General features: G+C 48.6%; 17 protein-coding genes. 11 read left to right on the top strand and 6 right to left on the bottom strand.

What is annotated here, in order from left to right:
- Positions 1-259: 259 nt before the first annotated feature.
- From MEALZ_RS15910 to MEALZ_RS15900, 3 genes are all read right to left on the bottom strand, one after another.
- Positions 260-1,330: a TolB family protein gene (locus tag MEALZ_RS15910; protein WP_046061209.1), complete on the bottom strand. Its 1,071-nt coding sequence runs from the start codon at positions 1,328-1,330 to the stop codon at positions 260-262.
- Positions 1,331-1,364: 34 nt separating this feature from the next.
- Positions 1,365-2,168, bottom strand: a complete 804-nt coding sequence (locus tag MEALZ_RS15905; RefSeq protein ID WP_014149681.1) for a class I SAM-dependent methyltransferase — start codon at positions 2,166-2,168, stop codon at positions 1,365-1,367.
- A 748-nt stretch (positions 2,169-2,916) separates the two neighbouring features.
- Positions 2,917-3,852, bottom strand: a complete 936-nt coding sequence (locus tag MEALZ_RS15900; RefSeq protein WP_014149680.1) for a LysR family transcriptional regulator — start codon at positions 3,850-3,852, stop codon at positions 2,917-2,919.
- A 149-nt stretch (positions 3,853-4,001) separates the two neighbouring features.
- On the opposite strand from MEALZ_RS15900, the gene MEALZ_RS15895 reads away from it, so the two are divergent.
- Positions 4,002-5,600 (top strand): SulP family inorganic anion transporter, encoded by a 1,599-nt coding sequence (locus MEALZ_RS15895; RefSeq protein ID WP_046061208.1) that lies wholly within the window; start codon positions 4,002-4,004, stop codon positions 5,598-5,600.
- A 298-nt stretch (positions 5,601-5,898) separates the two neighbouring features.
- Here the strand turns inward: MEALZ_RS15895 and MEALZ_RS20810 are convergent, their stop codons facing one another.
- Together MEALZ_RS20810 and MEALZ_RS15885 are read right to left on the bottom strand one after the other, a co-directional pair.
- Positions 5,899-6,681 carry a class I SAM-dependent methyltransferase gene (locus MEALZ_RS20810; RefSeq protein ID WP_014149678.1) on the bottom strand — a complete coding sequence of 261 codons (783 nt, stop codon included), beginning with the start codon at positions 6,679-6,681 and terminating at the stop codon, positions 5,899-5,901.
- Positions 6,671-7,363 carry a CDP-alcohol phosphatidyltransferase family protein gene (locus MEALZ_RS15885; protein ID WP_014149677.1) on the bottom strand — a complete coding sequence of 231 codons (693 nt, stop codon included), beginning with the start codon at positions 7,361-7,363 and terminating at the stop codon, positions 6,671-6,673. The genes MEALZ_RS20810 and MEALZ_RS15885 overlap by 11 nt, the downstream gene beginning before the upstream one ends.
- A 27-nt stretch (positions 7,364-7,390) precedes the next feature.
- On the opposite strand from MEALZ_RS15885, the gene MEALZ_RS15880 reads away from it, so the two are divergent.
- Together MEALZ_RS15880 and MEALZ_RS15875 are read left to right on the top strand one after the other, a co-directional pair.
- Positions 7,391-8,419 (top strand): glycosyltransferase family 4 protein, encoded by a 1,029-nt coding sequence (locus tag MEALZ_RS15880; protein WP_014149676.1) that lies wholly within the window; start codon positions 7,391-7,393, stop codon positions 8,417-8,419.
- Between the two features lie 371 nt (positions 8,420-8,790).
- Positions 8,791-9,678 carry a lysylphosphatidylglycerol synthase transmembrane domain-containing protein gene (locus MEALZ_RS15875; RefSeq protein ID WP_014149675.1) on the top strand — a complete coding sequence of 296 codons (888 nt, stop codon included), beginning with the start codon at positions 8,791-8,793 and terminating at the stop codon, positions 9,676-9,678.
- Positions 9,679-10,556: 878 nt separating this feature from the next.
- On the opposite strand, the gene MEALZ_RS15870 is transcribed toward MEALZ_RS15875, so the two are convergent.
- The gene (locus MEALZ_RS15870; protein WP_223842320.1) at positions 10,557-11,099 is read right to left on the bottom strand and encodes a MarR family winged helix-turn-helix transcriptional regulator; all 543 of its coding nucleotides are present in this window, start codon (positions 11,097-11,099) and stop codon (positions 10,557-10,559) included.
- Between the two features lie 327 nt (positions 11,100-11,426).
- Between MEALZ_RS15870 and ectA the strand changes: the two genes are divergently transcribed.
- From ectA to MEALZ_RS15830, 8 genes are all read left to right on the top strand, one after another.
- A complete protein-coding gene (gene ectA / locus MEALZ_RS15865; RefSeq protein WP_014149673.1) occupies positions 11,427-11,945 on the top strand; it encodes a diaminobutyrate acetyltransferase in 519 nt (172 codons plus the stop codon).
- Positions 11,946-11,987: 42 nt separating this feature from the next.
- Positions 11,988-13,319 carry a diaminobutyrate--2-oxoglutarate transaminase gene (gene ectB, locus MEALZ_RS15860; protein ID WP_014149672.1) on the top strand — a complete coding sequence of 444 codons (1,332 nt, stop codon included), beginning with the start codon at positions 11,988-11,990 and terminating at the stop codon, positions 13,317-13,319.
- 50 nt (positions 13,320-13,369) lie between these two features.
- The gene (locus tag MEALZ_RS15855; RefSeq protein ID WP_014149671.1) at positions 13,370-13,774 is read left to right on the top strand and encodes an ectoine synthase; all 405 of its coding nucleotides are present in this window, start codon (positions 13,370-13,372) and stop codon (positions 13,772-13,774) included.
- 59 nt (positions 13,775-13,833) lie between these two features.
- Positions 13,834-15,276: an aspartate kinase gene (locus MEALZ_RS15850; RefSeq protein ID WP_014149670.1), complete on the top strand. Its 1,443-nt coding sequence runs from the start codon at positions 13,834-13,836 to the stop codon at positions 15,274-15,276.
- 360 nt (positions 15,277-15,636) lie between these two features.
- Positions 15,637-16,596 carry an ectoine hydroxylase gene (thpD, locus tag MEALZ_RS15845; RefSeq protein ID WP_014149669.1) on the top strand — a complete coding sequence of 320 codons (960 nt, stop codon included), beginning with the start codon at positions 15,637-15,639 and terminating at the stop codon, positions 16,594-16,596.
- Positions 16,589-17,473, top strand: coding sequence for a TPR end-of-group domain-containing protein (locus MEALZ_RS15840; RefSeq protein WP_046061207.1), 885 nt, complete (start codon positions 16,589-16,591; stop codon positions 17,471-17,473). The genes thpD and MEALZ_RS15840 overlap by 8 nt, the downstream gene beginning before the upstream one ends.
- 320 nt (positions 17,474-17,793) lie before the next feature.
- Positions 17,794-19,218, top strand: a complete 1,425-nt coding sequence (locus MEALZ_RS15835) for a sodium/proline symporter (RefSeq protein WP_014149667.1) — start codon at positions 17,794-17,796, stop codon at positions 19,216-19,218.
- A 371-nt stretch (positions 19,219-19,589) separates the two neighbouring features.
- Entirely contained in the window at positions 19,590-20,855 is a 1,266-nt protein-coding gene (locus tag MEALZ_RS15830) for a hypothetical protein (RefSeq protein ID WP_014149666.1), read from the top strand.
- The last annotated feature ends 510 nt before the right edge of the window (positions 20,856-21,365 follow it).

The following is a 21,365-nucleotide window of genomic DNA, read 5'->3' as shown; positions in this document are numbered from 1 at the left end:
TATGGATGTGTCTATCGAGGACCGCCGTTTACCCAGCATCTAAATTGTACCCATCGCAGATCAAAATTCGGCGCCGGGGTGCCCGTCAAAGGACGCCATGAACCCAGCACCTAAATTATCCAAGTTAGTTATATGGGATTTAGGTATTGGGCTCATGCCATCCCTGGCAATCAGTCGCCGCCGTCGAGTCTACAAGGGCGTATTTACCTACAGGCCTGTTTTAGGTCGGAGCGCTTTAATAGTCAACAAAACAGGATATTTAATCAGTTTTGTCGGCTTTTGCTTTGTTTTTGGCTAGTAAGTTGGGTGGCGGGCCGATCGGGTCGAAGTTTTTGAGTAGCGGTACGTCGTCTTTGTTGATCCACATAACATTCATATCATAGGAACCTTGCGGTCCCCAACCGCCGAAAAATTGCTTGCCGTCCGGCGTGAAGGCCCAGCACATGTCCTCGCCCGCCGTGTTGATGGTATCGCCTAGGTTCAAGGGCTCTTGCCATTCGCCTTGGGGATTCTGATAGGAAATCCATTCATCGTGTCCGCCTCGCGAGCCCATGTCGGGACGCGTGCTGGTGATTATCAGGCTTTTGCCGTCCTTCGAGAGGCCGGTCCAATGTAAATGGTCTCGGTATGGGGAATTGATTCTCGGCCCTAGGCTTTCGGGTTTTTGCCAAACGCCGTTTTTCTTTTCGACCTTCCAGATGTCGCTGTCCTGTGTGACTCCGGGTTGTTGGTAGCTGAAGTAGATCAGGCTGTCCGAGACGATGATCGGGCAATGTTCTTCGCCGGTCGGTGTGTTGAGGTTCGGCAATTCCGGCACATCGTTCCAATTTCTGGGTGCTTGCCAGACGCCGTCGACTTTCTGCGCCACATAGAGATCTCCGGTAGACAGGTTGCCCGGTTCGTAGCGGGTGAAATAAAGGGCGTTGCCGTCATCCGACAGACTCGGCTCCAATTCCCACGCGGATGTATTGATGTTCGGTCCCACAGTTGAGTCAACATCGGGCCCTAGATGAATCGGCGTTTGCCAAACGCCATTCACGTTATGAGACATCCAGATATCGAAGTTGTAGGGATTGCCTTTCGATGCTATGGCGCCTGGACGGGTCGAAACGAAAACGACCGTTTTGCCGTCGGCACTGTAGGTCAGTTCAAATTCCGAGGCCGATGAGTTGATCGGCGCGCCGATGCTTTTCGTTGAAGGGTGCGGTTTTGCATTTTCGTTTTCGCCGGCCGGCATGTCCATGCCCGGCATCGCATAAGACACGTTCTGCGTCAAAAGAAGCGTTAGCGCTGCCAAATAGGACTTGGGGATAAAAGATTTTGTTTTCATAGTGTGCATAATGTTATTCGGGTTGAGATCAAGGTTATCGGGTATCAGGCTTTTCCGTCTCGAACAGAATCGCTTGCATCGGATAGCGCATCGGGTTTGAGCCAAGCTCTTTTTTGAAAGCTTCCGCTAGTTCCGTCACGATGTCCTCTGGATCGACGCCGCCCTTATCCCTGATTTCGAAGATTACCGGCGTGTAAACTAAGGCCCGTGCGAACGCAGTCACATCGAGAATGTCGTATTCGTGGCGTTGCACCGAAATGACCACTGGATCGAAGCCTATTTGAATCAACTGTTCCTTGAGCGGGTCGATTTGGTGGCAGGATACGGGATCGAATAAAAACTGCGGGGTGTCCGACGGAAAATATTGTTTGAGCACTTCGAAGCTTAAACTGGCGAACGGATTGTAGCGCTCCGAGTCCCAAACCCGGAACAAGTAACGGCCTCCGGGCTTCAAGGTGCGGTAAACCTCGCGAAAGCCCTTGTCTCGGTCGAAAAACATGATGCCGAATTGACAGACCACGGCATCGAAAGCTTCATCATCGAACGGCAACGCGGTGGCGTCGGCGTTCTGGAAGGTGACCTGTTCACCCGGATGAAACTTTTGCCTGGCCACATCCATCATCGAATCGCTGATGTCGACGGCGGTCAAGCGAGTTTCTTTCGCCAACAAATCGCGCAGGTGACGCGTCACGATGCCGGTGCCGGCGGCGATTTCCAGCACGTCCTTCGGCGATTGTTCGGCGACGCGTCTTGCGGTATCGGCGCCGTAATGCTCGAATAGGACAGGCCCAAGGTCGCGATCATACGGAATGACAACTTCATCAACATAGCCGGACATCGTTTTTCTCCTCTGCATGAGTTTGTTTGCCAATACGCCAAAAGCCAACAAAGGATTGAGTTGCGCGCGGCAAGGATCGGCATCATTCGGGTGCCGTTGAATAAAGCTGGATATTGTAAGGTAATCTTCTAATGATTAAAACGCATAGCTATTATCCACAAAAAGGCTCAAAAAGGGGTCAGGTTTAATTATTAATTTATTTCCTGATTAGCAAGTTTCTTCATCTAAAGCCCAAAAAACCAGCATATCCCTAGCGGGACGGGGTTTGCAACCCCGTCCTAAACGTTTTGACTTTGGCCGAAGTTAGTCGAAATGTTTAGGGCAAACCGAAACGTTGGGGACGGGTTAAATAACCCGTCCCGCAGAAGTGGCTACGACTAGCCTCTGCTCGGACACTTGGCTTCGGCAAGCTGAAGCATCTTGCTAATCAGGATCTTTCTTGATTGTCGGGAAGCTAGAGCTTCCTGAACAGGTTACCCAAGCTGGAGCTTGGGTAACAGCATATTTTAGTTTTTGCGACTACGACTGGCCACTGCTCGGACAGTTGACTTCGGCAAGCTGAAGCATCTTGCTAATCAGGATCTTTCTTGATTGTCGGGAAGCTAGAGCTTCCTGAGCAGGTTACCCAAGCTGGAGCTTGGGTAACAGCATATTTTAGTTTTTGCGACTACGACTGGCCTCTGCTCGGACACTTGGCTTCGGCAAGCTCAAGCATCTTGCTAATCAGGATTTATTCTGGCCTCGAGAATCATTGAGAAAGGGTAGGTCGTGTGCGTCCTACGGTACTGATATCCCTTGATTTGGAGGGCGTAAAATTCTGAAATAGGGTTTTCAGTAGCGGATTGGGAAAGTGTCGTTCAGGGGTGATCGCATAGAAGCGTTCCTTGACTTCCGCTATCTGCACGCATTCGACTAAATGGCCGCTCAGCAATTCGTCACGCACCACCACCGGCGGCACCAGCGTTAGCGTTCCGGATTCTCGCGCCAATAGCCTCAGCATGGCCATGTCGTCCACTTCCGCAATGATTTTGGGGCGAACGCCGGCCTGGTTAAGCAAAAAATCGAAAGCGGTGCGAATTTCGCTTTCCATGCTGGGCACGAATAATCCGGCATGGTGCAAATCGTCCGGAAAACGAAAGTTGGCTGGGGCCGTCCGCGCTTGACAGACTAGGCTGGCTGGCTGTTCATCGAGCAAATGACATTGCCAATTTCGATCCAGGGCATCGGGAGCCGGGCGATTAGACAAGAGCAAGTCCAGGGTATGTTCCTGCATTTGCTGCATCAAGGTGTTAAGGCTGCCGGAATGCAGCACCAACTCAATATTTTCCACAGCCAGCAGCGGTTTAATCAAGTCTAACTGAAAGTTGCGCGATAGGGTGGAAACTGCGCCGACACGCAATAAAAGCCGGCTACCCGCTTCGCGGCGCTGCATGACACTCAACAGCTCATCACCTGCGCGGAATATGGCTTGAGCATAATCCAAGGCAATGTGGCCGGCTTCGGTCAAGATCAACTGCCGGCCTTCGCGTTCAAATAATTTTTGCTCCAAGCTTTCTTCGAGCTTACGCAGTTGTATGCTCAATGCGGATTGCGAGATGTGCAGTTTTTCTGCGGCACGGGTCAAGTTGTTTTCATTGGCGATGACCCAGAAGTAGCGAAGGTGGTGATAGTTCAAGATGGCCATGATTGTTCAAGTGTAAAGGATAGGAGAGGAAGGGACGGTATTATCGGTATCGATATATAAAATATAACGAAACTACAGAAATTATCTATTAGATTAAAGTAGTTCGAAAGGATAGTCTATTGGGCAGTTATCACTACCTCATTACGCCCATGCCTCAATCACTCGCTTATAATGACCTTCGTGCCGGCTTTTTTGTTTCTTTGATTGCCTTGCCGTTGTGTCTAGGTATCGCGATGGCTTCGGGTTTTCCGCCGATGAGCGGCTTGATTACCGCCATCATCGGTGGGCTCTTGGTGTCTCGTGTGAGTGGTACCCAGCTTACGATCAACGGGCCGGCGGCCGGTTTAATTGTAGTGGTGTTGGATTCCGTGCAGACTTTGGGCGGAGGCAATGCCGCCGCCGGCGTTACCTATACACTAGCGGCGATCGTGATATCGGGTCTCATTCAAATTGCCCTGGGCGCATTGCGCGCGGGCAAACTCAGTGCCTTTTTCCCTTCCTCGGTAGTGCATGGGATGTTGGCGGCCATCGGCATTATCATTCTGGTCAAACAAAGTTATGTTTTGCTTGGGGTTCCGGCAGAGGCAGGCTCTATTGTGCAGCAAGCGATGGCTTTGCCGAGGGCAGTGATCAATATGAATGTCCCTATTGCGATGATTGGCTTGATCGGCTTGGCTGTCATGATCTTTTGGCCTCGTCTTCCTTTTAAATTCAGCCGCAGCTTACCGGCGCCGCTTTGGGTTTTGTTTTCCGGGTTGCTGTTGACGTTTTATTTCGATTTGGATCATGTGCACCGTTATCATTCTGTAGTGACGCAGTTTTTAACTCAGGGCGAGTTTTTAATCGGGCCTACTTTTTTGCTTAATCTTCCAAGCAATCCTATGGATGCGCTGTATCTGCCGGATTTCGCACTGATCGGCACGGCTAAGTTTTGGTTCTGCGTTTTTAACATCACTCTTATCGGCAGTTTGGAAACCTTGCTGAGCGCTGCGGCGGTGGACAAGCTAGATCCCAAGCACCGTTGTTCCGATTTGAACCGCGATTTGATGGCCATCGGCATGGGCAATACGCTCTGCGGGCTGGTCGGCGGTTTGCCGATGATTGCGGAAATCGTGCGCAGCTCGTCAAATATCAGTTATGGCGCGCAAAGCAGCTGGTCGAACTTTTTTCATGGTGTGTTCCTATTGCTATTTATCAGCTTAGGCGCCAATCTGATACAAGAGATTCCGCTGGCATCATTGGCGGCATTGTTGGTTTATACGGGATTCAGGCTCGCCTCGCCGATGGAGTTTGCCAAAACCTTGAGTATTGGTTTCGGCCATTTTTTGGTGTTTGTCGTGACCTTGATCAGTATTTTGCTGACGGATCTTTTGCTAGGGGTGTTGATCGGTATTGTCACTGAGTTGGCGCTGCACGGTTTGCGTGGTCTGAAGCCTGCCCAGATTTTTCAGGTCGCCTATCGTATTGATGAACAGGAACCCGGCAATTTTCATGTGCAGGTCCACGGGGCGGCCGTGTTTTCAAACTTTCTTGCGTTAAAAAGCATGACCGGCACGTTACCTAAAGGCAAGCAGGTGATTTTCGATTTGAGTGAAGCCAATTTGATCGATAGCACGGTATTGGAATTCATCTATTATTTTCGCGCCGAGTATCAAAGATCGGGCGGTACCTGTGAAATAACCGGCTTACACAAACACTATGCCGTCGCCAAGCATCCATTGTCCGTTCGGCGCGCACTGAGGGGTTAGTGGGAGGTGGATTTTGTTCTTCGGCAGTTCAATCATGGAGCATCTAACCCGTATGCAGCGGAACGGAATACGGGACTGGCTTGGCACCGAACTTACCGGATTGCGCTACGCTGCTAGACGAACCGCGTAGGGTACGCTGTGCGTCCCATGGTAACCCCGCGATATTCATGTGCCAACCGAACCGCCAGGGCTCGGCTTTGGTACGCGCAGCGTACCCTACAATTTATGTATAACGATGAGAGCTGGGGCTTGGGTAACAGCATATCCATTATATTGTGCTACTTCACGTCATCATGAATTATTCAGCCTTGTAGGCATCCTTGCTTTGCCCCTCCTTAAAAACGGCTTTCAGATATATTCCGCCGCGCAATGCCGGTATTTTCAGTCTTTCACCGATAATATTCAAACCGGACAGCAACCAATAAATAGGAGAAGGCATGTCGCCTTTTGGGATGAAAGTCCAATAGTCTATCGTTTCCGGCACCAGTCCTGCGTCGTTCAGTAACCCGCACAGCTCTTGCCTCGTCATGAAGCGGTCGCTGCTTAAGTGCCGGGTGTCCCAGCGAAATCCGCGGGCGATCGCCGTGTACCAGCAATAAGCGCCGTTAGGGGTTAAGCAGATGAATTCGCCGCCGGGTTTCAAGACACGCGCGATTTGCCGAAGTACTCGCGGTTTATCGGGCATGTGTTCGAAGGCGCCGACGCACAGTACCGTATCGATTTGTCCGGATTCTATAGTACTTAATTGTTCGGCCGGATCGACCGTGAATCGGATGGTTTCGCGATTTGCATGCTTTTCGCGTAATCTGTCGGCTTCCGAAATCATATTCGGCGAAAGATCTGTGCCGATAGCTTGTTCATAAAGGCCGGCTAATTCAAATAAATGCATGCCGGTGCCGCAGCCGATTTCGAGCAATGTGCCGCGTCGTTTGCCGAGCAATGGCCGGATGATTGAAAGGCGGTAAGTTAAAAGGCGGTCGGCGCGACCGTGTGCTTCCCTGTAGGTGGCGGCGAGGCGGTCGAAAAAAGCGCGAATATCGGCGGAACCTTCGACTTGTCGGGTTCTAAGTTTATTCATCATTGCAATCGGGGCGGTAAATTAAGCGGATCGAGGCGATAAACGAATAGCTGAGCAGCAACGTGATTGCGAGCGCCAAAGGGCGATAGATCGCTGGATAGTCGGTAAAGCAGGCGATCAGGACCGGCATCGTGACGACGAAAACGATCTTGCCTGTGGTCGTTTGTTGTTCTTTGTAGGCCGGCGGTTTCGCAATCATTAAAAAGCATACGAATACATAACGCATCAATCCCGGCAGCAGTATCCACAAACCCAGGCGCTGATCGAGTGCGATCAGCCAGCACAGAACCAGCATGAAAAAAGCGTCGGTTTCCTTATCGAAATATTCGCCGAATTCCGAAGCGCAGTCGAATTTCCGTGCCAGCCAGCCGTCGACGCCGTCGAGGCATAGAACGAGTAATGCCAGGAGAATTATCAAGTCGGGTCGATGGGCGAAAGATGCCAAGCTAAAGATCAGCAGCAAGCGGAACAAGGTCACGGCATTGGCGGGGCCGAATTGAGCAATTGACGGCCAATTGCCTTGGCCGCGAACAATGAACCAGGCAAACGACAACGCCGCAGAGCCTAGCAGTAGTTCGATAGGCCATGAGAACATCAACATTGCCGTGCTGGCCGCTAACAAGACCGTCGAATGTAGGTTGCTCCAGCGAATCAATTTAGCTTGTATCAAGGGTTCCGTTATCATGGTGTCGAATTCATTCGGAGTGTTGCGATGAAGATAGCGTTGTTACATCCGCCTCTTAGCGAAATTTCGGGGGGCAATCTTTATAACCGGAATATACTACATCAAGCACGCCTGTGCCGTTTTCCATTGCATTCGGTCACTGTTCCGGCTATCGATCGCGATCGACTGGCTGAATGGCAGAAAAATTACGAGCTGTTGATTTGGGACAGTCTATTTTGGCGAGAGTTGGCTGGCATGGCTGAAACGCTGCAGGACAGTCCCAGTGGTCTTTTATGTCATTATTTGCCGTCGCTGAACCCGTTGGCGGCGGCTCGCGATCGGGCCGTTTGGCGCGAGACTGAGTGCCGAGCGATTGAGTCGATGCGCTTTGTCATTGCGACCGGACAGGCGGTTTTCGACGAGATTCAAAAGCGGTTTCCAAGTAAATCGGTTGGCTTGTGCGAGCCAGGCATAGACGAAGCTTTCAAGCAGCCGGAATCTGTGCAAAAAAATACCAGTACGATAGTGCAATTTTTGACGGTAGCCAATTTATTGCCGGAAAAAGGCTATCTCGATATTCTTGAAGCGCTGTCTGGCTTGAGCGAGTGGTCGTGGCAATGGCATTTCTGCGGCAGCGATAGGGTTGATGCGGAATTTACGCAACTTTTTTGGCGGTCTGCCGACGAATTGAATCTACTCGATCGCATTCGTTACGAAGGTGTGCTGACTTCGGAGCAAGTCGCGGAATTGATGCTGGCTTCGGATGTCTTTGTCTCAGCGAGCCATTACGAATCCTATGGCATCGGACTGGCCGAGGCGGCAGCGATGCGTCTGCCGATCGTTGCTTCCGAGACCGGAGCGGCCGGGCAAATTGTTCGGCATGGTGTGAACGGTTTTTTGTTTGTCGCCGGCGATATTAGCGCGCTACGCGATCATTTAGCAAGGCTGATTCGCGAGAAGAGGTTACGGCGCAGATTTCGTGAGCAACAATGTTTTGAAGGACGGTCGTGGGGACAATGCTTCACGATTTTTGAGCGTTTATGTAAAGACGCGTTTTGTTTGTCGAGTCTAAGGTAGTCGGTTACTCCCTTTTGATTGAAAAACCGTCTAAGAATAAAAGGCATGGGATGTGTCTATCGAGGACCGCCGTAAAGAATTGTAGGGTACGCTGCGCATACCTAATGTCGGCACAAGGCGACACATGAGGGCGCGTTAAACTAAGGGTGGTACTGCTGTGGTGCGCATAGCGTACCCTACTGTCTTCAAGTTTCGAGATTGTTGTATTCACTTCAACTATTAACGCGAACAGAGTCAAATTTTAAGGATGTAATGCATTTTCGGGTTGATGAGCGTATCTTCAAGATAGTTAGATAGGCTGGGCTAAACAGCTTACAGTCCATTGATCGCTGAAGATAAACGCTGTTCCTTCAATATAGTGGGTGGATACGATGCATAAATCAAAACAGTGGCTAACAGTAATTTTTCGATGGTTTGTTGCTATCGGTTTGTTGGTGATTATTCTGAATAAAACCGATAGCGATTTACTCTGGCAGACTTTGCGTGGCTTTAATCCGGCGTTTGGATTGCTCTTGGTGGTTTGTCATATTGCCGTGCTGATGTTGATGGCTTACCGATGGAGGCTCATTGCTCAACAATTGAATGTTGAGGCTGCTTATGCGGATTATTTGAAAGCAATATGGATTGGTGCGCTAAGCGGCCAAATCGGGCCGCCGTTGATTTTTTCCGAAGTAGCTCGGTTCAAAGTGCTTCAAGATTATGGGGATAATCAATCGCTGATCGGTAGCCAAGTGCTTGATCGCTTGTCGGGATTGGTTGCTTTAGTGTTTATACTGCTACTGACCTTGCCGTTGAATTGGCCGTTATTTGCCGAAATAATTCCGGCTGCGACATTGCTGCAAAGTCTGGCGATCTTTGCGATTTCAGGTGTCGTTCTGTTTAGAGTCGTATTTTCTACGAAAATTCGAGCCCTAATGGTTCGTAATAATATCAGTGAAGTCATGACTCTAGGGCAGTCGCATTATGAGTTGTCGTCGTTGATTCAATTATTATTGATGTTTGGCTTTTTATTGGCGGCTTTCGGTTTAGGTGCTCCGAAGCTGCCGTTTACGCTGTTTACATTATTACCGTTTATTTTCGTCGGGCTGACGTTGTTGCCTATTTCTATTTCGGATTGGGGGACGAGAGAAATGTTTGCCGTATATGTTTTATCGTTTGCCGGTTTACCGGCAGAGGAGAGTGCGGCGATATCGATTATCTATGGTTTCAGCTATTCGTTGACGACACTCCTGGGCTTGTTTTTTTTGTTGAAAAAGTAAAGAACATCAAGAGGTCTGGATTGTTAATGTTCAGGGGGGGGGGGCAACTAGGCTAAATATGCCTTTGTGCTGTTACCCAAGCTCCAGCTCTCATCGTGTAATTATTCACACCGCCTATCGTTCTCACGCTCCGGCGTGGGAATGAAGACCGAGACGCTCTAGCGTCTCGTACCGCTGGAGCGGTACTCAGGCATTCCCACGCAGAGCGTGGGAACGATAATTGCCGGGGGACTGAATAGTTACCTCATCGTTATACATAAGTCAAAAATTACCCTTTTGCAATCTTAACCAATGAGGCCTCGATACCATTTTTTATCGCCCAACGTTCCCGACTTCGAAGCCACTGATGTCCAATATCCGCAGATTTATCAAACAGCACCGCTTCCAAGTATACGGCGACCTCTGTTTAGCAAGTTTACCGATATTTGTGTATAGCGGCGAGCGATCCGGCTTGGGTAATCTATTCAGGAAGCTCTAGCTTCCCGACAATCAAAAAAGATCCTGATTAGCAAGTTTCTTCAGCTAAAGCCCGAAAACCAGCATATCCTTAGCAGGACGGGGTTTGCAGCCCCGTCCTAAACGTTTTGACTTTGGCCGAAGTCAGCCGAAATGTTTAGGGCAAACCGAAACGTTGGGGATGGGTTAAATAACCCGTCCCGCAGAAGTGGCTACGACTGGCCACTGCTCGGACAATTGGCTTCAGCAAGTTGAAGCATCTTGCTAATCAGGAAAAAGATTGAACGAGCGAGTCGGGGTTGATTGAGAATGTGCGGAGGTTATCTCGGTTTCTGGAAGCTGGAGCTTCCGGGGTGTTTTTCCCAAGCTGGAGCTTGGGAAAAAGCGTGATGCGGGTTGCAGCTGAGCTGAATTATTAGAGCTTAAACCGGAAAATCAAACGCTTCTTTAGCGACAGGGATGTTCTGCGCGTCCATCATCTGAGCGACACGTTGCAGTGATGCAATAATCATCAATTGTTCCCATTCCTGTAGTTTACTGAATTCTCGCGTAAAGCGATCCTGCAAAGGGATAGGGGCGTTTATTAGCATTTCCGTGGCCGCCTCCGTCATATAGACATGGACTTTTCGTTTATCAGTCTGGGAGCGCTGCCGGAACACCAATTGACGTTTTTCCAGGCGATCCAGAATTGTTGTCACAGTCGCTTGGCTGAGACTCATGTCCTGAGCTAGCTCACCAATGGTCAGTTGACCTTTGGCGCGCAGTGTCTGCAACAAAAGAATCTGCGGTGCGGTCAGGCTAGTGGTTTTTGCCAGATATTTTGAGTGTAAATCGGTGGCGCGAATCACTCTACGTAACGCGACCAGTACTTCTTCAATTTGATTCAGCAAATGTTCCTTTTCAACCGGATTCAAGTCGAGCGTATCCAGCGAATGAGGGGCGTGCGGTTGTGGGTTTTGCATCATTGATCACCAATCATTGAAATAGAGGCCGTCGCGTTACAAAGCCATTATTGTATACCCTCGAAGAACAAAATTCGGTGCTCCGCCCGGCGCATCCTAGGGCGCTACCGAAATTTGAAGTTCGAAAGGCATAATTTGATATGACATCTAATTAATCTAAGGCAAAAGTACGCGGCCTGGACATTTAAATTATTTAGTGTACTATATATTATGTTTTTCAATGAAGCCAGAATATTCGTGCTGATGGCCATAAAAAATCAAATTCGAGCCCGGCTTATTCAGTTAAAGCCGAGTTAATTGCACAGAAATCTAAATAATAGAGTTATTTATATGTTGCCTGATAAAACTGCCTTGCCGATTATTACACTTAGCCAGCCTACTGCCGAAGTCGGAGCGCAGGTGCATCGGCTGATTAGCAAATGCCCGCCCCTGGATCCCAATTCGATGTACTGCAATTTGCTGCAGAGCAGCCATTTTTCTGAAACGGCGGTGGCGGCCAAAATTGGCGATGAGTTGGTTGGTTTTGTCTCGGGTTATCGTATTCCGCAACGTCCGGATACGCTGTTTGTCTGGCAGGTGGCTGTCGGCGAAAAAGCCCGTGGCCAAGGGCTTGCCACGCGGATGCTGAAAGCCATACTGGCGCGGCCGGTCAATCAGGATATTAACCGAATCGAGACGACCATTACTCCGAATAATAAGGCCTCATGGGCTCTGTTTGAGGGGCTGGCAAAAAAACTGGACACTCAAATTGGCAGTGCTGTGATGTTTGATAAGACACGCCATTTTGCAGATCAACATGAAACCGAAATGCTGGTGAAGGTTGGGCCGTTCAAAGCGGTTCAGGCTTAATTCACTACACTATTATCCCATCTTGCTCAGGAGAGAATTAGAATGAAAATCTTCGAAGAAATTGAATCGGAAGTCCGTTCGTATGCCCGCGCTTTTCCGCGCGTGTTTGATCGTGCCCAAGGCGCAAAAATCTATGATCATGAAGGCAACGAATATCTGGACTTTCTCGCTGGTGCAGGTTCCCTGAATTACGGTCACAATCACCCGGTATTTAAGGAAAAGCTGCTTGAGTATATCCAGAACGATGGCATCACGCAGGGCTTGGACTTGCACACCCGTGCCAAGGGTGAGTTTTTGGAAAGCTTTAATGAGCACATCCTTAAGCCGCGGAACTTGGACTACATTGTGATGTTTACCGGTCCCACCGGCACCAACGCGGTTGAAGCGGCACTGAAGATCGCCCGCAAAAAAACCGGTCGTGAAAACATTATCTCGTTTACCAATGGCTGGCATGGTCAGACGCTGGGATCGCTGTCGGTTACCGGTAATTCCACTCACCGTGGCGGCGCCGGCATTGCTTTGCATGGTTCAACCCGTATTCCTTATGACGGCTATTTAGGTGATGATTTTGATACCACAAATTTGCTCGATAAAATGCTGTCGGATTCCAGCAGTGGTGTCGATAAGCCGGCTGCCGTCATCGTTGAAACGGTTCAGGGCGAAGGCGGTATCAATGCCGCGTCGATGACTTGGTTAAGAAGCCTGTCGGAAATCTGCAAACGGCATGATGTGTTGCTGATCATTGATGATATCCAGGCCGGTTGCGGCCGCACCGGTACCTTCTTCAGTTTTGAAGAAGCCGGAATTTATCCTGATATTGTAACCTTGTCGAAATCGTTGAGCGGTTATGGTTTGCCGTTAGCCATTGTTCTGATGAAACCGGAAATCGATCAATGGTCACCAGGCGAGCATAATGGCACCTTCCGAGGTAACAATCATGCCTTTGTCACTGCCAAGGCGGCTATTGATCACTTCTGGAAAGACGACAGCTTTGCCAAGGATGTCCAGCGCAAAGGTCGGTACATTGCCGATCGTGTAGATGTTATTGTCGCCAAGTATGGCGAGGGTAATTTCAACTCGCATGGGCGAGGCATGTTCCGGGGCATTAACTGTGTCAGCGGTGATTTGGCCGGTCAGATTACCCGCAGATGTTTTCAGAAAGGTCTGATTATTGAAACCAGTGGTGCGGACGATCATGTCGTGAAGTTCTTGTGCCCTCTGATCATTACAGATGAGGAGCTGGAAAAAGGCATCGATATTCTGGAGCAAGCCATTAAAGAGGTCTGTGATAAAGCAGACACAATCCCTGAGGGAAAAGACTTTTTTGAAGGCGACTACTCGGTCAGTAAAGAGGTCAGCAAAGCGGGGCACTAAAGCCCGCTGAGCCAACCAGCCTATTCGAGAATCTACTGAAGAGAACTAAAATGATCGTAAGACAGTTACAAGACGCACAGCAGACTAACAGACGCATCGTTTCACCTGACGGCAACTGGGAAAGTACCCGCTTGCTGCTGAAGGATGACGGTATGGGCTATTCCTTTCATATCACCACCATTTTCGCCGGTGCCGATTTTCGCATGCATTACCAGAATCACCTTGAGTCGGTGTATTGCATCAGTGGTGAAGGCGAAGTGGAAACGCTGGACGATGGTAAAAAGTACCCTATTACGCCAGGCACACTCTATAACCTGGATCAGCATGATCGGCATATTCTGCGTGCTTTCAAGGAGCTGCAACTCGCTTGTGTCTTTAACCCGCCTCTGAACGGTAAGGAAGTACACAACGCTGAAGGGGCCTATGAACTGGAAGCCGAAACAGTCAGTGACTGATTTTCACTCATGGCAGGGCGGTTGAAGCCCTCGGCATCCACGAAGTAAGAGAGGACGTTATGACTTTTCACACCGTTGAAAAAATCGGCGGCACATCCATGAGCGATTATGTTGCGGTGCGCGACAATATCATTCTCAAGCCGGTTCATCGCGAGGACCTTTATCAGCGTATTTTTGTGGTCTCCGCCTATGGTGGTATCACCGATATGTTGCTAGAACACAAAAAAAACGGTCAGGCCGGCATTTATGGTCAATTTGCCAACAGTGTAAACGATGACGGCTGGCAGGCTTCGCTGGTAGCTCTCAAGCAGGCAATGTTTGCGATTAATGCCAACATTTTTGATACTGCTGACGCCATAAAAAAAGCAGATACGTTCATTGGCGAACGGCTTGATGATGCAGAGCGCTGTCTGGCCGATTTGCAGCATCTTTGTCGGCACGGTCATTTTTCGCTGGATGCGCATCTTTCTACCGTTCGGGAGATGCTGGCCAGTCTCGGTGAGGCGCACAGCGCGTGGAACACTGTCCAGTTGTTGCAACAAGACGGTATTAACGCAGTCTTTGTCGATCTGACCGGTTGGCAGACCGATAAACACATGACGCTCGACGAACGCATTAAAAATGCCTTTGCTGAGATCGATCTGAGGCAACAGTTACCAATTGCCACAGGCTATGCGCACAGTATCGACGGGTTGATGTCAACGTTTGACCGGGGCTACAGTGAAATGACCTTCAGCCGGATTGCGGTACTGACCAAGGCGGATGAGGCCATTATTCATAAGGAGTTTCATCTCAGCAGCGCTGATCCGCGTCTGGTAGGTGAAGACAAGGCCGTGCCGATTGGCCGTACCAATTACGATGTGGCCGACCAGCTTGCGAACCTGGGCATGGAAGCGATTCATCCCAAGGCGGCAAAAGGCTTGCGTCAGAACGATATAGCGCTACGCGTCAGAAACACCTTTGAGCCGGATCATGCCGGGACGCTGATTACCGGCGATTATGTCAGTAGCAAGCCTTGCGTAGAGATTATTGCCGGGTGTAAAGGCGTCTATGCTTTCGAGGTGTTCGATCAAAACATGGCCGGCGAGATTCACAATTACGATCGGGAAATCCTGGGGCAAATTCGCCGCTTCAGAGCGCATATTGTTTCCAAAGATATTAATGCCAATACCATTACTCATTATTTGTCTGCCAGTCTGAAAACAATTCGCCGCATCCGCGATGCCTTGCAAGAAATCTATCCGGATGCCGAAATCAATCAGCAAAAAGTTTCGATTGTTTCCGCCATCGGCAGTGACATGAAAATTCCCGGTATTCTGGCCAAAACTGTCTCGGCGCTGGCAGAGAAGCAGATCAGCGTGCTTGCAATGCACCAGTCAATGCGTCAAGTCGATATGCAGTTTGTGATTGATGAAGATGCCTACACTGATGCGATGAAAAGTTTGCATTGTCATCTGGTGGAGGTCCATGATCACGGCATTGCAATATGCCTCGCGTCCTGATTGTACTGATGTTTCTTACCCCTAAATACGGGGAAATTTCTCAAACTGGGAATTGCTGCCAAAGAAATGAAAATGCCTTGCGTCTTCAGTCTTGCGCTGAACGACAAGGAAGCGCATAAGGCTTAAAGCGTTTACCACTCGACCGCTGAAGCGGTAGCGGATTAAGGCGAGTCGCAAGTCAATTTTCGTCCAAGGTTAGGTTGTTCATGGCAAGTCAGTCGAGCAATGAATGACTTAACCGTCTATTTTTCAATAAACTGAAGATGTACGGGTAAGCCCTGCGTAAGTTGGGAATGGCCGATGATCGAGGGCTATCTGTTGTCGCGAAGTCTTTAATCAAAAAAATGGGTTTAATATTCAATGATTACCGAGAATGCCGCACAGTCCGAACAAAGTGAAGATTTTTATCAATCACGTAACGGTAGTAAGCCGAAAATAATTCCGCGCGTAGACCCGGTAGTTTATGCGCAAACAGCTAATCCAGGTCTCATTGCAGAGGACTTGCAAGCACGTTATGAGCAACAAGGTTTTCTTGTTATTGATAATGTTTTTAATGAGAGGGAGGTCGACTGTTTCAAGCAAGAGCTCAAACGCTTGAACGACGATGAAAAGATAAAAGCCTCGGCGGAAGCGATAACTGAATTATCCAGCGACGAACTCCGTTCACTATTTAAAATTCATGAAGTCAGTCCGGTTTTTAAAAGGTTAGCTGCCGATAATCGATTAGCGGGACTGGCTCAACATCTTTTGAACGACCGGGTTTATATTCATCAGTCGCGCTTAAACTATAAGCCGGGTTTTCGCGGCAAGGAATTTTACTGGCATTCGGACTTTGAAACTTGGCATGTAGAAGACGGTATGCCTAGAATGCGTGCGCTCAGCATGTCCATTATTCTTACCGAAAACGATCAGCATAACGGGCCTTTGATGTTGGTTCCCGGATCGCATAAAAAATTTGTCGTTTGCGAAGAGGAAACGCCGGAAAATCATTATTCGGTCTCGTTGAAAAAGCAGGAGTACGGCATACCCAGCGATGAATGCTTGGCTAGCTTGGTTGCCGATGGCGGCATCGTATCGGCCAATGGAAAACCCGGCAGTGTCTTGATTTTCGACAGTAATGTCATGCACGGTTCGAATAGTAATATCACTCCATGGCCTCGCTCGAATCTCTTTTTCGTCTATAACGCGATCAATAATCGAGTAACATGGCCGTTTTGCGGTTTATTGCCGCGTCCTGAATATCTTTGCAGTCGCAAGAATATACGAGTTATCGAACCGCGGCCTTTTATCGCGGCCGCCGATCAATTGATATATGCTTAGAATGTTAATAATGTTGATCGTGCTGGCGCCCTGTTCCGTGTTGGGCGAGAGCGTCAACGATGAAGCAGAGGTTCAAGAGCGCTTAGATGCGGTTGAATCTTTGGATAAGCCTTTATATAGTCCGTTCATCGAGCGCTATATGCTGGATGAACTCAAACAATTGCGTATGGACATGGCAGCGCAGAGGAATGAGCTGATTCAGCAAATTGTGGATAGAGAGCTTAGCTCGGTCGATAGAGGCGTTACTTACGCCACTAATACTGTCACATATTTTTTCTACTTGATTGCCGGTGCCAGTACCATTTTGGTGTTGCTGGGTTGGACCTCGCTCAGAGATATCAAAGAGCGTGTGCAGTCCATGGCGGATAAGAAAGTATCGAAACTGGTCCATGAATACGAAGAGCGCTTGGCAATTGTCGAACAACAACTCAACAAGGAAGCACAATTGATTGAGAAAATCGGCGAGGATATCGGGCGGACGCAAGATGTGCAATCTCTCTGGCTTAGAGCAGGTCAAGCAGGCAGCTTGGCCAATAAAATCGCCATCTACGATCAAATTTTAAAATTGCGTCCCGAGGATTGCGAAGCATTGACTTATAAGGCCGATGCGGTACTCGATATGGGCGAGCCGCAGTGGGCCGTCAATTTATGTCAGCAAGCGTTGAAAATCGACCCTGAAAACGGCCATGCTTTTTACCAATTGGCTTGTGCGTATACCGCATTGGATCAATATGAAGAGGCCGTTAACTGTTTATCCGAAGCCTTGGCGCGTACCGAGGATTATCGCGATAAGTTTGCCGATGACCCCGCGCTGCAAGCGTTAAAAGGTTTTGAGCCGTTTATCGCGCTGTTGCCCAGCGAAGATAATACTCATTAACTTCTGTCTTTTGTTGCTGAACACAAGTCTGATGGTGTTCGTAACAGGCCATAGTTAAATTACTCCACAGGACTAATTCCTTCATTCTAATAAGAGCAGTTGAGTGTCTTAAGCTGCTGTTTTTCCTGAGTCCTTCATTATTCGATTTAGCTCAGCAAGAACGATCTACATACCGGCAGCTCTTTTAGGTTCATGCTGAAAAGGCGTTCAAATTTGGTGACGATGCGAGGTGTGTCTGTTCAACAGAACTCTCCTGAACCTTTGCCGAGTCCCCTTCACCTCCTGAAAATTAGAGTTTTTTCGATCAGATAGGAGTATTAATGGTTCTCTCGTTTAGTTTTTTTTTACTGCTGTTTACGCTGATTGGCTTGGCGTCCTATTGGCAAAGCCGTGGTACCAAGCAGGATTATTACTTGGCCAGCGGCAATGTTAAACCTTGGCTGGTTGGTTTATCGGCGGTGGCCACGAATAACAGTGGCTATATGTTCATTGGCGTTATCGGTTATACCTATGTCACCGGGCTTGCCGCCATTTGGTTGATGATAGGATGGATTACCGGAGATTTTTTAGCATCGCTATTGGTGCATAAGCGACTCAAGGCAGCGGCCACAGCCACCGGTGAAGTCAGTTACGCCGGCGTGCTTAGCGTCTGGAGCGCAGGGGGGAATCAGCCGGCGCTGCAACGTGTTATCGGCGTGATTTCGTTGGTTTTTCTATTGGCTTACGCCAGCGCCCAACTGGTCGCCGGTAGTAAGGCATTACATGTGCTCTTCGGATGGCCGTCATGGGCTGGGGCGGTTATGGGTAGCATATTAGTTACCTTGTATTGTTTCGCGGGCGGTATCCGAGCTTCTATCTGGACGGATGCTGCGCAATCGATAGTGATGATCGTTGCAATGAGTGTGTTATTGTTTACAGCCACTCAGTCGCTGGGTGGAGTCGAATCGACCCTGATGCAAATGCAAGCAATTGACGGTTTTCTAGACTGGTTCCCCAAGTCTTTGGCCTTGCCGGGTATTGCCGGCGGTTTATTATTCGCAATCAGTTGGCTTTTTGCCGGATTGTCGGTTATCGGTCAGCCCCATATCATGGTGCGTTTCATGACGCTTGACGATACTACCAGTATGAACAAAGCACGTTTATGGTATTACCTTTGGTATATTGCATTTTACTTGGCGGCCACCGGCGTAGGGTTACTTTCGCGCATTTATTTGGTCGATACGGAGGCTTTCGATGCCGAGTTGGCGTTGCCGACGATGGCTATGGAGTTGTTGTCTCCAGCCATGGTCGGTTTGATTTTAGCGGGTTTATTCGCGGCTACTATGTCCACTGCCGATTCGGTAGTGTTAAGTTGTTCGGCGGCGTTGACTCACGATATCTTGCCGCATCAAATCGAAAACCAGTATTTGATCAAAGGGGTAACTGTTGTCGTGACATTCTTGGCTTTACTCGGTGCCTTAGCAAATAATCATAGTGTGTTCAGCTTGGTAATCATGGCATGGTCCGGAATGGCAAGCGCCTTTGCGCCTTTGCTGCTGGCGCTATGCGTGGGCATGCGGCCCAGTCAATTCGCGAGTCTTGCTGCAGTCGCGAGCGGCTTGGCGGCCGCCATATTATGGCGTTATCTGGATTTGCACGAGAAAGCTTACGAAGGTTTGATTGGGATCGTTACGGGATTGATTATTCTTTGTTTAGCCGAGTTATTCCGGCATGTATGGAATAAAGATAAGGTGAACGTTTCTTAGTGCAAATATCTTCATGTACCTTACTGTGAAAGTTCGTAGATTTGGACTCTTTATCTAATTTTTCGATAAACGAAGCTCGGCAGAGCAAATGCCGCACCCTCCGCCACCAGAGAGTTTTCATTTGCCGGGGCGATGGCTAGGCCTTCATGAACGTTACGGTTGAACTACCGAATTTAGGATGAAGCGGAAAAGTCTTTTAATGCACAATCTTGACGCATAAACAAATCGTTAGTTTCAGAGAGTTTTTTTGTACGTAATTGATATTGAATAAAAATAGGTGTTATCGCGATATGGTATGTCTTGTGCTTAATAAATTTGTTTAATGGGCCGGTAACGGCCTGATGCAAGAACAAATTTCAGGAAGACATACCATGAAATCACTTTCTTTCCCACGCCACGGCGACAAAGAGAATTCCGATTTTTTCGAACACTATTTGCGCGAGCTTTTGACCGAACGGGATCGTGTCGGTTTGACCGACATGATAGGGCAGATTGACGCGCTAATGATAACCGTGGATCCTGGCCACTCTATTCGCTATGTCGGCGAGCTTTGTTTAATGACGCCTTATCATTATCTCGTGACGCTTGAAAGCGAGTCCCATTGGACGCATATATTGCGTATCGATATGAATTCGCCCGATCTGCTGATTAGAGAGGTTAAAGACTCATCGACTATGGGTATTTTTCGAAGCTTGAATGAAGTCTACCCAATTGGTGCGAGTAAGCCGAACAGTCGTTATATGGGTGAAATTCTTCGAGTGGAAAACATGAGCGAGGTGACGCGTTTGCAACAAGAGCGTGAATTTCGCTTTTTTTCGCAAGATGAGATTCGTCGATTGGAGCTGCCGGGTAATTTGGCGATCAGTAAGCCTTCACCCTATAGCCATAATATTGTCGCTTATATGGAGCGACCGGAAGATCAGATCAGAGTGTATTCATTGGGGCTTTCCCGGATTCGAGACGATGTACAAGCTGCTTATCGGCAAGCCAAGGAGCTGCAGGAAGAGCTCGGTATCGATAAGTTATTGAATCCCATCGATCATTTGGCAACACGTATTTATAGTCAGAATCGCGAAACTGCGATTCTCGAATGGCTATCGCTGTCGAGTTATTTTTATTGGGGTTCATACGATATCAAAGACCAAAATTCTTCAACCAATGTGACTAAAAGCGTGCACTTTGCGGATGAGATTAATAGTCCTGCAAAAGTGTTTACGGCTAACAACACGCCATATTTTGTTAATCACTTGGAAAAGTTACCATCGCCGACCGAAACCTTCGTCCGTAATTACGGGCCTCGCCTGCATCATTTAGCGATCGGTGTTAATGACGGCGAATATAATGGCATGGAAAATATCGACTACGTGGTGAGTGAGATCTCTCGTCAGGGAAAAAAGTTTTTGTTGGATGTTATCGGTTCGAGAGAAGAGGGTATTAAGCAGATATTTTCAAGTGCTTCGGAGCATTCGTCGTTAATCATTGAATATGTGCAGCGATTTGGCGATTTCGACGGCTTTTTCACTAAACAAAATGTCGCGGAATTGACGCATGCTGCCGGCGTTGAAGAAGAATTGCTTAATATTCAGGCGTCTGCGTCTATAAAGCTAAAGCCTTCGTCAGAAGAGTTTCCGGCTTGAATTTTGTCCCGTAACTTACTCCCTTTTGATTAAAAAACCGTCTAAGAATAAAAAGGTATGCGATGTGTCTATCGTGTACCTCCGTGAACGTAAGTATTCAGACCCCGTTGGCAAATTACCGCAATCCAGGCGTATTGTTGGCTTCCCCCTTTGAAAAAGGGGGATTTAGTTAAAAAATCTCCCCTAGCCCCTCTTTTTCAAAGAGGGGGACTGAATGCTTAGGAATATGCACAAAATAACTTATACAAGTAGTAGGCTTTGTGGCGGTTTGGTGACTCGCTTGACAGGACGCCGTGAATACGTCCATGTAGGCTTGACGGCGGCTATTCCTGCCGCCGATACCTGCTAATCGAGCCACCCCCCCCTTCCAACAGTTGTCTAAGTTATTTCATGCTCGTTCCTTACCCGTGAACCCAGCACTGCCGAAATTTGAAGTGCGAAAGGTATAGGTATAGTTGATTTAGTTTGATAACTTTCTTTCAATTTCATTCAAAAACGCTAGAATTAACG

Source organism: Methylotuvimicrobium alcaliphilum 20Z, from assembly GCF_000968535.2.
GTDB lineage: Bacteria > Pseudomonadota > Gammaproteobacteria > Methylococcales > Methylomonadaceae > Methylotuvimicrobium > Methylotuvimicrobium alcaliphilum.
This window is presented reverse-complemented; position numbering and strand designations above follow the sequence as displayed.

Coding starts and splice junctions, on each gene's coding strand:
- MEALZ_RS15900 (WP_014149680.1), bottom strand. CDS start 3,852: ATGGCCATCTTGAACTATCACCACCTTCGCTACTTCTGGGTCATCGCC.
- MEALZ_RS15855 (WP_014149671.1), top strand. CDS start 13,370: ATGATCGTAAGACAGTTACAAGACGCACAGCAGACTAACAGACGCATC.
- MEALZ_RS15830 (WP_014149666.1), top strand. CDS start 19,590: ATGAAATCACTTTCTTTCCCACGCCACGGCGACAAAGAGAATTCCGAT.
- thpD (WP_014149669.1), top strand. CDS start 15,637: ATGATTACCGAGAATGCCGCACAGTCCGAACAAAGTGAAGATTTTTAT.
- MEALZ_RS15835 (WP_014149667.1), top strand. CDS start 17,794: ATGGTTCTCTCGTTTAGTTTTTTTTTACTGCTGTTTACGCTGATTGGC.
- MEALZ_RS15875 (WP_014149675.1), top strand. CDS start 8,791: ATGCATAAATCAAAACAGTGGCTAACAGTAATTTTTCGATGGTTTGTT.
- ectA (WP_014149673.1), top strand. CDS start 11,427: ATGTTGCCTGATAAAACTGCCTTGCCGATTATTACACTTAGCCAGCCT.
- MEALZ_RS15895 (WP_046061208.1), top strand. CDS start 4,002: ATGCCTCAATCACTCGCTTATAATGACCTTCGTGCCGGCTTTTTTGTT.
- MEALZ_RS15905 (WP_014149681.1), bottom strand. CDS start 2,168: ATGTCCGGCTATGTTGATGAAGTTGTCATTCCGTATGATCGCGACCTT.
- MEALZ_RS15840 (WP_046061207.1), top strand. CDS start 16,589: ATGCTTAGAATGTTAATAATGTTGATCGTGCTGGCGCCCTGTTCCGTG.
- ectB (WP_014149672.1), top strand. CDS start 11,988: ATGAAAATCTTCGAAGAAATTGAATCGGAAGTCCGTTCGTATGCCCGC.
- MEALZ_RS20810 (WP_014149678.1), bottom strand. CDS start 6,681: ATGATGAATAAACTTAGAACCCGACAAGTCGAAGGTTCCGCCGATATT.
- MEALZ_RS15885 (WP_014149677.1), bottom strand. CDS start 7,363: ATGATAACGGAACCCTTGATACAAGCTAAATTGATTCGCTGGAGCAAC.
- MEALZ_RS15870 (WP_223842320.1), bottom strand. CDS start 11,099: ATGATGCAAAACCCACAACCGCACGCCCCTCATTCGCTGGATACGCTC.
- MEALZ_RS15880 (WP_014149676.1), top strand. CDS start 7,391: ATGAAGATAGCGTTGTTACATCCGCCTCTTAGCGAAATTTCGGGGGGC.
- MEALZ_RS15850 (WP_014149670.1), top strand. CDS start 13,834: ATGACTTTTCACACCGTTGAAAAAATCGGCGGCACATCCATGAGCGAT.
- MEALZ_RS15910 (WP_046061209.1), bottom strand. CDS start 1,330: ATGAAAACAAAATCTTTTATCCCCAAGTCCTATTTGGCAGCGCTAACG.